This window comes from Chryseobacterium sp. R2ACT005, from assembly GCF_049949215.1.
In the GTDB taxonomy this organism is placed as follows: Bacteria; Bacteroidota; Bacteroidia; order Flavobacteriales; family Weeksellaceae; genus Chryseobacterium.
In genome coordinates this window covers 5,203,961-5,217,847 of sequence record NZ_CP188192.1, presented here as the reverse complement: position 1 = coordinate 5,217,847, position 13,887 = coordinate 5,203,961, and the positions used below count along the sequence as shown (strand labels likewise).

At 34.0% G+C, this 13,887-nt stretch carries 14 protein-coding genes; all 14 read left to right on the top strand.

The features are described 5' to 3' along the window. Positions 1-61 precede the first annotated feature (61 nt). The 14 genes from rpmF to ACPF63_RS23830 all read left to right on the top strand — a co-directional run bounded on the left by rpmF (position 62) and on the right by ACPF63_RS23830 (position 13,880). Complete coding sequence (gene rpmF / locus ACPF63_RS23895) at positions 62-265, top strand: 50S ribosomal protein L32 (protein ID WP_002976251.1); 204 nt, start codon at positions 62-64, stop codon at positions 263-265. 127 nt (positions 266-392) lie between these two features. Then, positions 393-869, top strand: coding sequence for an acetyl-CoA carboxylase biotin carboxyl carrier protein (accB, locus tag ACPF63_RS23890; RefSeq protein WP_077418808.1), 477 nt, complete (start codon positions 393-395; stop codon positions 867-869). A gap of 91 nt (positions 870-960) precedes the next feature. After that, on the top strand, positions 961-2,316 hold the full coding sequence (gene accC, locus ACPF63_RS23885; RefSeq protein WP_047385963.1) for an acetyl-CoA carboxylase biotin carboxylase subunit: 1,356 nt from the start codon (positions 961-963) through the stop codon (positions 2,314-2,316). A 320-nt stretch (positions 2,317-2,636) separates the two neighbouring features. Beyond that, entirely contained in the window at positions 2,637-3,884 is a 1,248-nt protein-coding gene (rocD, locus tag ACPF63_RS23880) for an ornithine--oxo-acid transaminase (RefSeq protein WP_426481556.1), read from the top strand. Further along, positions 3,885-4,667 (top strand): glycosyltransferase family 2 protein, encoded by a 783-nt coding sequence (locus tag ACPF63_RS23875; RefSeq protein ID WP_426481555.1) that lies wholly within the window; start codon positions 3,885-3,887, stop codon positions 4,665-4,667. It abuts the gene before it with no gap. A gap of 1 nt (position 4,668) precedes the next feature. Further along, positions 4,669-5,433: a polysaccharide deacetylase family protein gene (locus tag ACPF63_RS23870; protein WP_426481554.1), complete on the top strand. Its 765-nt coding sequence runs from the start codon at positions 4,669-4,671 to the stop codon at positions 5,431-5,433. A gap of 55 nt (positions 5,434-5,488) precedes the next feature. Beyond that, positions 5,489-6,235: a glycosyltransferase family 2 protein gene (locus ACPF63_RS23865; RefSeq protein WP_426483243.1), complete on the top strand. Its 747-nt coding sequence runs from the start codon at positions 5,489-5,491 to the stop codon at positions 6,233-6,235. 4 nt (positions 6,236-6,239) lie between these two features. Beyond that, positions 6,240-7,226 (top strand): glycosyltransferase family protein, encoded by a 987-nt coding sequence (locus tag ACPF63_RS23860; protein ID WP_426481553.1) that lies wholly within the window; start codon positions 6,240-6,242, stop codon positions 7,224-7,226. A 3-nt stretch (positions 7,227-7,229) separates the two neighbouring features. Further along, positions 7,230-8,417 carry a glycosyltransferase family 4 protein gene (locus tag ACPF63_RS23855; protein WP_426481552.1) on the top strand — a complete coding sequence of 396 codons (1,188 nt, stop codon included), beginning with the start codon at positions 7,230-7,232 and terminating at the stop codon, positions 8,415-8,417. Between the two features lie 3 nt (positions 8,418-8,420). Next, complete coding sequence (locus ACPF63_RS23850) at positions 8,421-9,656, top strand: glycosyltransferase (RefSeq protein ID WP_077418801.1); 1,236 nt, start codon at positions 8,421-8,423, stop codon at positions 9,654-9,656. Positions 9,657-9,735: 79 nt separating this feature from the next. Continuing rightward, positions 9,736-10,983 (top strand): glycosyltransferase family 4 protein, encoded by a 1,248-nt coding sequence (locus ACPF63_RS23845; RefSeq protein ID WP_426481551.1) that lies wholly within the window; start codon positions 9,736-9,738, stop codon positions 10,981-10,983. Beyond that, positions 10,983-12,122, top strand: a complete 1,140-nt coding sequence (locus ACPF63_RS23840; RefSeq protein WP_426481550.1) for a glycosyltransferase — start codon at positions 10,983-10,985, stop codon at positions 12,120-12,122. The genes ACPF63_RS23845 and ACPF63_RS23840 overlap by 1 nt, the downstream gene beginning before the upstream one ends. After that, a complete protein-coding gene (locus ACPF63_RS23835) occupies positions 12,101-13,003 on the top strand; it encodes a glycosyltransferase family 2 protein (protein ID WP_426481549.1) in 903 nt (300 codons plus the stop codon). The genes ACPF63_RS23840 and ACPF63_RS23835 overlap by 22 nt, the downstream gene beginning before the upstream one ends. Beyond that, on the top strand, positions 12,996-13,880 hold the full coding sequence (locus ACPF63_RS23830) for a hypothetical protein (protein ID WP_426481548.1): 885 nt from the start codon (positions 12,996-12,998) through the stop codon (positions 13,878-13,880). Before ACPF63_RS23835 ends, ACPF63_RS23830 begins: the two co-directional genes overlap by 8 nt. The last annotated feature ends 7 nt before the right edge of the window (positions 13,881-13,887 follow it).

Sequence of the window (13,887 nt, the reverse complement as noted above, 5' to 3'; positions counted from 1 at the left end):
TAATTTAAATATGATGAGATGATGAATCTCATCGCTCATCAATTAAAAAAGTTATTAGAAAATGGCACATCCAAAGAGAAGACAGTCGTCGACAAGAAGAGATAAGAGAAGAACTCACTACAAAGCTGTAGTTCCTCAATTAGCTAAAGATGCAACAACAGGAGAGCTTCACCTATACCATAGAGCTCACTGGCATGAAGGAAAACTTTACTACAGAGGTAAAGTAGTATTGGAAAAAGAAGTAGCTGCTACTGAAGAAAACTAAGAGTTGCTTTTCATTGAAAAAGCCTCGTTTTAATACAAAAACCGCCCAATTTTGATAAAATTTGGCGGTTTTTTGTTGTTTTTTACGTTTTTTTGGTATCTTTGACCCAAAATCAAATATCAAATTTATGGACATTAAAGACATACAAAATCTTATTAAGTTTGTATCTAAAGCTGAAGTTTCAGAAGTAAAATACAAGACTAAAGATTTCGAAATCACTATTAAAACTCCATTAGCTGGAAGCGACGCTGTGTATGCACAGCCTGCAGTATACCACACTGCGCCACAAGCTGTAGCGGCTCCGGCACCTGTTGCAACTCCTGCTGCTGCTGAGAAAGCTGAAGCTGCATCTGATGACAGCAAGTATGTAACAATCAAGTCTCCTATGATTGGTACTTTCTATAGAAAACCATCTCCTGATAAAGATGTATTTGTAAATGTAGGTGACGAAGTTTCTGTTGGTAAAGTAGTTTGCGTTATTGAAGCAATGAAACTATTCAACCAGATTGAATCTGAAATCAGCGGAAAAATCGTTAAAATCTTAGTTGACGATGCTACTCCTGTAGAATATGACCAACCTTTATTCTTAGTAGATCCATCTTAAGGAATTTTAGATTAAAGATTATAAATTTTAGATGAATCTTTTTCATTTAAAATAATTTAAAATTCAAAATTTATAATTTAAAATTTCGGAGATGTTCAAAAAAATATTAATAGCCAATCGTGGCGAAATTGCAATGCGTATTTTACGTACTTGTAAAGAAATGGGGATCAAAACCGTTGCGGTATACTCTACTGCTGATAAAGACAGTCTTCACGTAAGATTTGCTGATGAAGCGGTATGTATTGGCCCTGCAATGAGTAAAGACTCCTATCTTAAAATCCCTAACATTATTGCAGCTGCGGAAATTACCAATGCTGACGCTATTCACCCAGGGTATGGATTCTTATCTGAAAATGCTAACTTCTCAAGAATCTGTCAAAAGAACGGCATCAAATTTATTGGTGCTTCTCCTGAGCAGATTGAAAAAATGGGAGATAAAGCTAATGCTAAGGCTACCATGAAAGCTGCAGGTGTACCATGTGTACCAGGTTCTGACGGATTGATAGAATCTTACGAACACGCTGTAAAAGTGGCCGAAGAAACAGGATACCCGGTAATGATCAAAGCAACTGCTGGTGGTGGTGGAAAAGGAATGAGAGCTGTTTGGAAAGCTGAAGACCTTAAAGATCACTGGGAGTCTGCCATTCAGGAAGCTGTAGCTGCCTTCGGAAACGGAGGGATGTATATGGAAAAACTGATTGAAGAACCTAGACACATCGAAATTCAGGTTGCCGGTGACCAATTCGGTAAAGCATGCCACCTTTCTGAAAGAGACTGTTCTGTACAGAGAAGAAATCAGAAATTAACTGAAGAAACACCTTCTCCTTTCATGACAGATGAACTTCGTGAGAAAATGGGTGATGCTGCCGTAAAAGCTGCTGAATTCATTGGGTACGAAGGTGTAGGAACTATCGAATTCCTTGTAGACAAACATAGAAATTTCTATTTCATGGAAATGAATACAAGAATCCAGGTAGAGCACCCTATTACTGAACAGGTAATTGATTATGACCTGATCAGAGAACAGATTCTTCTTGCTGCGGGAACTCCTATTTCAGGAATCAATTATTACCCTAAATTACATTCAATTGAGTGTAGAATCAACGCAGAAGATCCTTATGCAGATTTCAGACCATCTCCAGGAAAAATCACAGGATTAAACATCCCTGGCGGACACGGAATCAGAGTAGACACTCACGTCTATTCAGGATACAGCATTCCTTCCAACTATGACTCTATGATTGCTAAGCTTATCACAACGGCTCAAACCCGTGAAGAAGCTATTGCAAAAATGAGACGTGCTCTTGAGGAATTCTATATTGAAGGAGTAAAAACAACTATTCCTTTCCACAGACAACTAATGGATAATGAAGATTATCTTGCAGGAAACTATACGACAAAATTCATGGAAGATTTTGTAATGGATAGAAAATATGATAATCACTAAGATTATTTTAAAATATACAAATGAAACTGCCTCTTTTTGAGGCAGTTTTTATTTCCACCCATCTCATACAGTATCTCAGATTACATATCATAAAAACAATTAAAAGTAATCTATCGTTAATTATTTAATGAAAATTTAATAAAAATAAAATTCTGCCATAAGAAAGATATAAAACCTAAAACAACCTGTCGACAAAGAAAATATTTTTGATCCGACATTATTCCGCCTTAAAATCTACTTTAATTAGACCTCCATACGACACTAGGTATTTGTTCAGGCATATCATTAATATTGTGTAAATTTGTTGAAAACCAAAATATATGTCAACAGCAGAACAAACAAAAAACTCACAGTATTTTATTGACCTTGAAGACAAACATGGAGCACACAATTACCACCCGCTTCCAGTAGTTCTGGATCGTGGAGAAGGTGTTTTCGTTTGGGATGTAGAAGGCAAAAGGTATTATGATTTTCTTTCAGCATATTCTGCTGTGAATCAGGGGCATTCTCACCCTAAAATTGTAGAAGCATTGGTAGAGCAGGCAAAAAAACTGGCTCTAACATCAAGAGCATTCTACAACTCTAAATTGGGAGAATACGAACAAAAAATCACAACTCTTTTCGAGTTTGATAAAGTTTTACCAATGAATTCCGGAGCTGAAGCTGTGGAAACCGCAGTAAAGCTAGCAAGAAAATGGAGTTATGAAGTAAAAGGGATTTCGGAAAACGCAGCAAAAATAATCGTTTGCGAAAATAATTTCCACGGAAGAACGACAACTATCGTTTCTTTCTCTAATGATCCGGATGCTAACCAGAACTACGGACCTTTTACACCAGGATTTATCAAAATTCCTTACAATGATATTGCCGCCTTAGAAGAAGTTTTGAGCAGAGAAGCAGATAATATTGCTGCATTCCTTGTAGAACCTATTCAGGGAGAAGCTGGAGTATATGTTCCGGATGAAAAATTCCTTAAAAATGCTTCTGAACTATGTAAAAAATACAACGTTCTTTTCATTGCAGATGAAGTTCAGACGGGTATTGCAAGAACAGGAAGACTGATTGCCTGTCATCACGAGGATGTACAGCCGGATATCTTAATTTTAGGAAAAGCACTTTCCGGAGGAATGTACCCGGTATCCGCTGTTTTAGCGAATGACAGCATCATGAATGTCATTAAGCCCGGACAACATGGTTCTACATTCGGAGGAAACCCGATTGCCTGTGCGGTAGCCGTAGCAGCATTGGATGTAGTAGCAGATGAAAAATTGTCTGAAAGAGCTGAAGAACTTGGCCAACTGTTCAGATCTGAAATTGAAAAATTGATCGAAAAGTCAGATCTTATTACCAAAGTAAGAGGAAAAGGACTTTTAAATGCTATCCTGATCAACGACACCCCTGACAGTTCTACTGCATGGAACCTTTGCCTGCAACTAAAAGAAAACGGATTACTGGCAAAGCCTACCCATGGTAATATCATCAGATTGGCACCACCATTGGTAATTACTGAAGAGCAATTACTAGATTGTGTAAAGATTATTGAAAAGACTATTCTCGAGTATAAATAAATGGCTCTTTCCCTTGCAATCATCACTTATAATGAAGAAGAAAACATCGTAAGACTTTTAGATTCATTAGTAGATATAGCTGATGAGATTATCATTGTCGATAGCTTTTCAACAGATAAGACAAAAGAAATCTGCACTCAAAAATATCAACAGGTACAATTCTTTGAGAAAAAATTTAACGGGTATGGTGAACAAAAAAACCATGCCCTTAATTTATGTTCTCATGAATGGGTTCTGTTTCTGGATGCTGATGAAGTTCCTGATGAAAATCTGAAAAGATCCATACAGAGAATCGTTTCTTCAGCAAGTACAGAATTCAATGTGTATAAGGCCAGATTTGATAATCATCTAGGCTCCCACCTAATCAAACACGGTGGTTGGGGAAATGTATGCCGTGAAAGGCTTTTCAAAAAAGAATATGCCGCGTATTCACATGACAAGGTTCATGAATTTTTGATTACCTATGAAAAAGTGGGGTTATTGGACGGAAGGCTGAATCATTATACTTACAAAAGTATTCACCACCATGTCTCAAAAATCAATAAATATTCCGATATGATGGCGGAGAAAATGTTTGAAAGAGGAAAAAAAATCAATAGATTTAAAATCATTGTAAGTCCTGTTTTTGAATTTATCAAGGTATTTATTTTCAAATTAGGGTTTCTGGACGGATTCCCTGGATATTACATTGCCAAAACAATGTCCTATTACACCTTTTTGAAATATATTAAATTGCGCGAAAAAGTAAGACTACTGGAAATTGAAAAAAATACGGTAAAATAGCATGATCTTTTATCTTATTCCTGTTTTATTAGCGGTATTTATCGTCATATATTTTCGTCTGTATCTCTTTGCCTTCCCACACAACAGACTGATCATCCTCATGTACCATCAGGTTGAAAAAGAAAGTCATGAAGACCTTACGGTAAGTTTAGAAAACCTTGAACAACAGTTTTCATATCTAAGCCATAAAAAATATACTTCAAAGTTTTTTTCAGAACTCAGTGTTTCTGCGAAAAAAAATATTGTTATCACCTTTGATGACGGCTACAGAAACAATTTTGAATATCTGCCATCTTTACTGGAAAAATATAATCTCAAAGCAACCATTTTTATTCCCACAGGATTTATCGAAAAAGGATATCAAAATTATCCGATGATGACCTTTGATGAAATCAGAAGTCTGGATAAAAAATATTTTGAGATTGCTCTTCACAGTCATGCCCATGAAAACCTGAAAAACATGTCTTTAGATCTTATAGAAAAAGATCTAGAAAAGAATATGCAAATTCTCGATGCCCAAAAGATACCGTATTCAAAGGTTTTAGCGTACCCTTATGGAAAATATCCTAATCAAAAAGAGGAAAAATCTGCTTTTTTTTCTTTTTTGAAAAAAATAGGAATTGATTTTGCAGTAAGAATTGGAAATAGAGTTAATTACTACCCAACACAGCACCCATACGAACTGTGTAGAGTTGATATAAAAGGCAAAGATTCGATCATAAAGTTCAAATTAAAACTTATCTTTGGAAGATTAAAACTATTTTAAAAAACAATTTTAAAGGAGTATTTTGATGTACTCCTCTATCAAACAAATCGTTGTGATGAATATAAGTGGTTTAATCATAACATATAATGAAGAAAAAAATATACAGGCTGTCCTTGAGTCTTTTGATTTCTGTGATGAAATAGTAGTGATAGACTCATTTAGCACGGATAAAACTGTAGAAATTGCAAAGAAATTCCCTAATGTAAAAGTGGTTCAAAATACATTTGAAGACTTTACAAAGCAAAGAAATTTGGCTCTGGATTCTGCAAAAAATGACTGGGTTCTATTTTTGGACGGTGATGAAAGGCTTACACCAGCCTTGAAGCAGGAAATTATAGGTGAGCTGAATAAACCCGGGCAAAAAGATGCCTATTATTTTTACAGGAAATTCTTTTTTGCTCAGAAACCGATTCATTTTTCAGGAACACAGTCTGATAAAAATTTCAGGCTTTTCAGAAAATCGAAGGCCAGATACATGGCAGGGAAAAAGGTACACGAAACTCTGGAAGTCAACGGAACCATTGGGATTTTAAAAAATAAATTACTACATTACTCCGTTTCAGATTATGAATCTTATAGAAAAAAAATGATTCATTACGGAGTTTTAAAGGGGAAAGAACTGGCTGCAAAAGGGAAAAAGTACAATGTTTTAGTGCAATATCTTAAAACAGCTTTTAAATTCTTTAAAGCCTACATAATGAGATTAGGTATTTTAGACGGAAAAGAAGGGTATCAGTTATCTTACCTGCAATCTTTAAGCGTTTTCGAAACCTATGAATCATTAAAAAAAGAGCAAAATTAGTTGAATGAAGATTTGTATCATTAGTTATGATTTTTGGGATTATGATAAGTATATTGTTGAAACATTATGCAAACGGGGTATTGATGCCCATCATATAAAGATCAGTACCGTTACTCATTCCAATTTCAATGAAAGAGCTGTAAATGCTTTAAGCAAAACCTTTTTAAACAAAAATCTTAAGACTGAAAAAAGACAGAAATATGTTCTGGATGCCCTGGAAAAATTAGGACATCAGGATCAGATATTAGTGATGAACCCTGATACATTTGATCTTTCAACCCTTGAAAAAATCCGAAAATATACAGACCGCCTGGTTACCTATCTTTATGACAACCTTGAAAGAGTTCCTGTAGAAGACAAACTCTACCTTTTTGACAAAGTATTTTCCTTTGATTATATAGATGTTAAAAAGCATGGGTTTGAGAAACTGACAAATTATATTTATCTGCCTCACTGCGCAAAAGAAATCCAGCAACCTGAAATGGATCTTTTCTATATCACCTCTTATGATAACAGAAGGGTTTCGCTGATAAAATTACTGGCTAAAAAGCTGATTGAGCAGGGTCTGAAATTCCAGATTATGATTATCGGGAAAAAATCATGGAAACATCAGCTGACGAACATGTTCATGACGGTACCTAAAAACCTCTTTCTGATTTTCAGCATCAAAAAGATCCCCCATAATGATCTTCCTAAGTATTATAAAAATTCAAAAGTGTTGCTTGACCTGATGCGTGAAGGTCAATATGGGCTTAGTTTCAGAGTTTTTGAAGCGATGTCTCTGGAGAAGAAAATCATTACTGATAATGAAGCCATTAAAACCTATGATTTTTACAATCCCAATAATATTTTGATTTTAAACAAAAATATTAGTAATCTTGACAAATCTTTTTTTGAAACACCTTACGAAAAAATTCCTGAGGAAATCTACCACAGATATACTTTGGATAGTTGGGTAAACAAAGTTTTTGAACTTGATACTAAAAACTAGCAAATGGGAATCTTAAAAAAAATAAAAAAACACTTCGAAAGAAAAGAAAAGCTCAAATATCTTCAGTCTAAGGATATAGTCAATATCAATCTGTTTGACGATTCCCAAAAAACAATCCTGTTTGCTTCAAGAGATTTTCCTGCCCATGATAAAGAATCCGGGGCTAACAGACTGAAAGAACTTATATTGATCTACAAAGAATTAGGATACAACTGCATTTTATTTGCTCCACATATTTTTGAAGACGATTCATATGTAAAGTTTTATCAGCAGCATGATGTTATTGTGTATGTAGAGAACAATAAATATAAGAATATCTATGATTTCCTGTCTTCCTTTAAAAAGGTAGATTATATTTGGTTTAATGGGCCTCTTGCCCTGAATCTGTTTTACAAAAAGATGAAGGCTCTTCTCCCTTCTACCCGATTCATTTATGATATGGTGGATATTCATTTTTTAAGGTTTAAAAGAGCGATTGAACTGGAACCAACCCGTATTTCTTTAAAGAAAAATTACAAGCATTTCTTCCGCCTGGAAACGGTTGTTGCACCACAGCTGGACTACATTATTGCCATCTCGGATAAAGAGAAAGAGATTATGAGCCAGTACGCGGATAAAAATAAGATCATTACCATTTCGAACATTCACTATCCTAAAATTGATATTTCAGAAAGGAAGAACTTTAGTGAAAGTAAAGGAATCACCTTCATCGGGTCTATCCATGAACCGAATATTGATGCGGTAAAGTTCCTTTATGAAAAAATAATGCCCATTGTCTGGAAAACAAATCCTGAACTGGAAGTAAGTATCATTGGAAATGTTTCTGAAAAACTGGACCTTAAACTATATCCTAAGTTTAAATTTTTAGGGTTTGTAGAAAGTATTGAAGAGCATTTCATGAATTCTAAAATTATGGTAGCTCCTTTACGGTTTGGAGCTGGGGTAAAAGGAAAAATAGGGCAAGCTTTTGAATACTTTTTCCCGGTGGTTACCACAGACATTGGTGCTGAAGGGATGAAGCTTACCGATAAAAAAAATGTATTGATTGCCAATGATGAAAACAGTTTTGCAGAAGCAATCATTCAGCTGAATACTAATGAAGAACTTTGGAATACATTAAGCCAACATTCTGTGGACAGTCTGAGAGCATTTTCACCGGAAGAAGTAAAAGAAAAACTTAAAACATTATAATCCATGTCATTAAGTGTAAATTACCATGGTTTTTTTGACGGAAATTTTGGAATTTCTGAAGCAACCAGACTGAATGCCTTAGCATTGGAAACAATCGGTATCAAAGTAAACCGGATTAATTATTCCAGCGAAACTTTTGAAAGAATTGATACAGGTTCCGAAACATCATCTTCGATTAATGTTTTCCACATTAACATCAATTTTATTAACAATTTTTTCTCTAAGAATCAGGATCTGAATCTTAAGGATCATTATAACATTATTTACTGGGCCTGGGAATTTCCCGAAGTTTCCGATAAAGTTGTCGAAATATTAAATGTTTTTGATGAGCTTTGGGTTCCAAGTGATTTCTGTGTCAATATATTCACAAAATATACGGGAATTCCGGTCATCAGATTTTCTCACCCGATTCAAAAGATGGCAGAATCTAAGGATTTTGAACTGAGCCAGTATACTATTTCTTCAGATTCAAAGATCTATCTTACGATTTTTGACTCTTTGAGTACGACCATCAGAAAAAACCCGGAAGCGACACTTGAAGCTTTCACAACGGTATTCAAAGAGGATAAAAATAGTGTTCTTATTGTAAAAACACACAATCTTGAAAGAAGCAAAGATGCTCAGAAAGCTTTGGAAGCCTACAATAATATCCCGAACGTGGTTATCATTAATGAACATTTTTCAAAGGAAAAGCTGCATTCTCTGATTCAGCAGTCTGATGTTTTGATTTCTCTTCATGGTTCGGAAGGTTTTGGGCTTACAATGGCAGAAGCCATGGCTTATGGAAAAATTGTAGTCGGAACAGGTTATTCCGGAAACCTTGATTTCATGAATGTAAATAACAGTTTTCTCATTCAGTATGATTTCATCAAAACCTCCAATACAAAAGGATTGATCGACGAAGGTTTAACACTTGCTAAACCAAGTCTGAAAGATGCTGTTGAAAAACTCCAATACATCAAAAACAATTTTGATAGTCTGACCTCAATGAGAGAAAAGGCAAAATCACAAATCGCTGAGAATTTTTCTATCCAGTCTATCGGGGATTTATTCAAAATAAGACTGGGTTTCATTGATGGTTTTGGTAAAAAAGAAAGCAGCGGAGGCAGTGATGTAAATAATGTTTTCTATTTGAGCGAAATTGAAAGATTAAACACCAGAGTCAATTATCTTGAACGTACTCTTTATAATAAAATAAGAAAAAAAGTAAACGCGTTTTTTAAAAAAGGCAGAAAATAATTTTATTTGGTTAATTTTCCGGGCCGTCATCCAATGGACAGGTCTATAGATTAATAATGAAATAATAATCATGTTTCATATGAAAGACAAAATTGCAATAGTAGTCCAAAGATATGGATTGGAGATCAACGGAGGCGCAGAGCTTCACGCAAGATTACTAGCTGAAAAATTATCTGCCATCTATGATATTGAAATTATTACAACCTGTGCTATAGAATTCGAACGTTGGGATAATCATTATCCGGAAGGAATTGAAATCATCAACAACATTAAAGTAAGAAGATTTAAAACTTTAAAAAAAGACTTAAAAAAATTCAATGAGCTAAGTAAAATAGCTCGTAACTTATATAAGTATTATAGCAGAAAACTAAGTGTTCTAAATTTCCCTTATTTGCTTTATAAGAGATTTAAATACAACAAAAAAGATTTTAATTTCAATGAATGGTTAGAAGTACAGGGACCCTATTCCAATGATTTAATTCAATTTATAAAAGACAAAAAAGAAAATTATAAGGCTTTTATTTTCTTCACCTATTTATACCACCCTACCAATATAGGTATAAGAGAAGTTGCTGATAAAAGCATTCTCATTCCTACGGCACACGATGAGCCTCAGTTTTATCTTGATGGCTATTCTCAATTGTTTTCTCTTCCAGAATTCATCATGTATAATACTCAGATTGAAAAGGATTTTGTGGAGAAAGTTTACCCTCAGTCCCGAAAATTAAAATCTGAAATTGCAGGAATTGGTTTCGATGATTATGACGTTACATCAGGCACATTACCGCAGGATCTTTATCAGAACAAATATTTCATTTATATTGGAAGAATTGTTGAAGACAAAGGCTGTGTCATGATGATTGAATATTTTAAAGATTTTAAAGAAAAAAATTCTGAATATCGCGATATAAAGTTAGTTTTGGTAGGTAAAAATTCTCTTGATGAAAAAATAACTCAGGGAGATGATATTATCCTGACAGGATTTGTAGATCATGAGCTTAAAAATGCGTTGCTGGCAAATGCAAGTGCACTTATAATGCCTTCGTTTTATGAAAGTCTGTCATTAATTACATTAGAAGCCATGTTACTGAAAGTTCCTGTCATTGTAAACAAAAACTGTGAAGTACTGTATTCGCATATTGAAAAGAGTGAAACCGGGAAAAGCTTCACAGACAGTAATGAATTTTCCGAGGCTCTGACTTTTTACTTACAGCAAACACAGGAAAATCTGATTTCAGAGGGTAATAAAGCAAAAGATTACGTCTTGAAAAACTATTCATGGGACACTATTATCAACAAATTTAATTCAGCCATCAAATCTTTATAATGAAAAGAAAAATTCTATTCTTTTTCCCTGAAAATCCTTTTTCAAACAGGGCCGGAAATACCACAAGAGCAAAAACGACTCTTACTGTTTTAAAAAATCTGGGTTATAGTATTGATCTGGTGGGGGCTGCTGAGATTTATAAGGGACAAAACGACACTACGGAAATTGATAAAAGTATTGTTGGCAATCTGTTCTTAATCAATCAGAAACCACCGAAAATAAAAACGTCATCAGATTACTGGAAATACAAAATATCAAAATTTTCTAAAAAATCTAATGAGTATAACCACTTATTGACAGATTTTGCAAAGAAAGAATTTACGAATATCTTCAATAAAGAAAAATATAATGCCATCGTCATCAATTATGAGTTCTGGGCCGGATTAATTGATAATGAGACGATGAAAGATACTTTAAAAATCATTGACACTCATGATTGGATTACACTCAATGAATTCTACAAAAACAAATCATTAGATATTGGAAAGCGCTTCAATGAGGAGATAAATAACCTTTCAAAATTTGATAAGGTGATCACCATATCAGAAGATGAACATCTTGTTTTTAAAAGATTTTTAGGAGAAAAGGTAATCAATATTCCTCCTTCTTTCACCCCTCATTTCGAGAAAAATGACACTGATAAAAAGTATGATTTAATTTTTGTGGGGTCTGAAAATATTTTCAATATACAATCAATGCAATGGTTTTTTGATCATGTATATCCATTACTTCCCAAAAACATTCATATGGTAATTATTGGAAGGATATGCAAACACTTCCAAGAACGGGAAGGGGTCAAGTTGGTAGAATTTGCAGAAAATTTAGAAGAATATTACCACCAGTCGAAAATTGCAATTTGCCCGATGCTGGAAGGTACGGGTATCAAAATAAAAGTAATAGAAGCATTATCTTACGGTCTTCCTGTAGTAGGAACCGAAAGAGCTATTGATGGCTTTCCGTCAAAAATTTCAAATGGCTGCTTAGTAACTGACAATCCGGAATTTTTTAGGGATCAGATAATGTCTTTACTACAAAATGAATTTTCTTATCAGGAAATGAAAATACAGGCTGAAGTCTATTTTAAGAATAATTTTTCTGAAGAAAAAGCGATAGAAAAATGGAAAAACATTTTACATTAATGGATGATTTAGCAATTATCATATTGAATTACAATTCTTTTGATGACACCAACAGAGAAGTTAATTCATTATTAAGCGAAGGAATTTCTCAAAAATCTATTTATGTAGTAGATAATAATTCAAAAGACAGGAAAGAAATTGAGAAACTGGGATCTCAAAAACACATACACTATATTTTAAGTGATTATAATGGAGGTTACGCTTTCGGTAATAATCTGGCCATAAAAAAAGCGATAGAAGACGGTAAGAATTATTTTTTATTATTAAATCCGGACATTGAAATATCGCGTAGTACGATCAGCCAGTTATATCAAGATTTAAAAGAGCTTCCAGATATTGGAATAATAGGTCCCCGCATCTGCTACAGAAACATTCGTGACAGAATATTTTCAGACGGCGGACTGCTATTCCCTGAAGAGGGTTTTCAGGGTGGACATACCAATTCTGAAAAGGATAAGAATCATGTAAATGCTCCTCATTATAACTACAACATACAATATGTAGATGGAAGTGCATTAATGTTCAGAAAGGAAATATTAGATGATGTGGGTTTAATGAATACCCGTTTTTTCATGTATTATGAAGAGTCTGAATGGTGTCTGCGCCTCCTTAGGAATAACAAATGGAAGATTGCGGTGAATACCCAATGTGAAGCTTTCAACCTTGCCAGTGATAAAGGCAGTTTTTACGAATATTATATCACCAGAAACCGAATCTGGATGTGCAGATTATACGATGGAAATATAAAATATGTAACCAAAGAACGATGGAAATTCGCAAGGAAAGCACTTAAAAAAGGAAAATTTTCTATGGCGAAAGCATACATTAAAGGTATATTAGACGGTCTTTATTCCAATTTAGAGAAAATAAAAAATGAGTAATAAAAAAAATATTATTAAAGTAGGATATCTTTTATCGTATGACTACTCTTACATCTTTACATCTCTTCAGCATATTTATGAGCATGCAGACTGTATCGTGATAAGCTATGATGCCAATAATAAAACATGGGCGGGAAATGACATCCATATTCCTGAAAATGTTTTCAGTGATATCAAAAAATTGGATATTAAGAATAAAATCATCTTTTATAAAGACACTTTTTTTATTGAAGGTATGCAGCCGATGAATCTGGAGACCAGACAAAGAAATATGATGGCTGAAAAGATGGGGTCTGGCGGATGGCATATCCAGATGGATGGTGATGAATATGCCTATGATTTCAGGGTATTAGCTCAGTTTTTGAAAAGAAATAAATTCTTATTGAAGAACCCAGCTAAAAATCCTTTTAATTTTCAGGTAAACTTCGTTACATTATTCAAACATAATACTGAAGGTTTCTTCGTTATTACACCTTTTGATGAGAAGTGTATGCTTATTACAAACTATCCTAAATATGAATATGCCAGAAATACCAATAAGGGAAGAATTCTCCCATTAGATTTTTATTTAATTCATCAGTCCTGGGCGCGTGAAGAAATGGAAATTTCAGAAAAGATCAATAACTGGGGGCATAAAAATGATTTTGACACTTCAAAATTTTTAAATTCCTGGAAAGAGGTCAATTCTGATAATTACAAAACATTCATAGATTTCCATCCATTATATAAAGGGATCTGGAAAGAACTTTCCTTTTTCCCGGCAAAAAACATTGATGAATTTATTCTGTCCTTTTCTAAGAAATATCCTCAGCAAAAACTCAATCTGAACTTATCTTTCACAAAAAAAATAAAGATGAGAATTAAAAGCCTTTTTTAATTCCTTC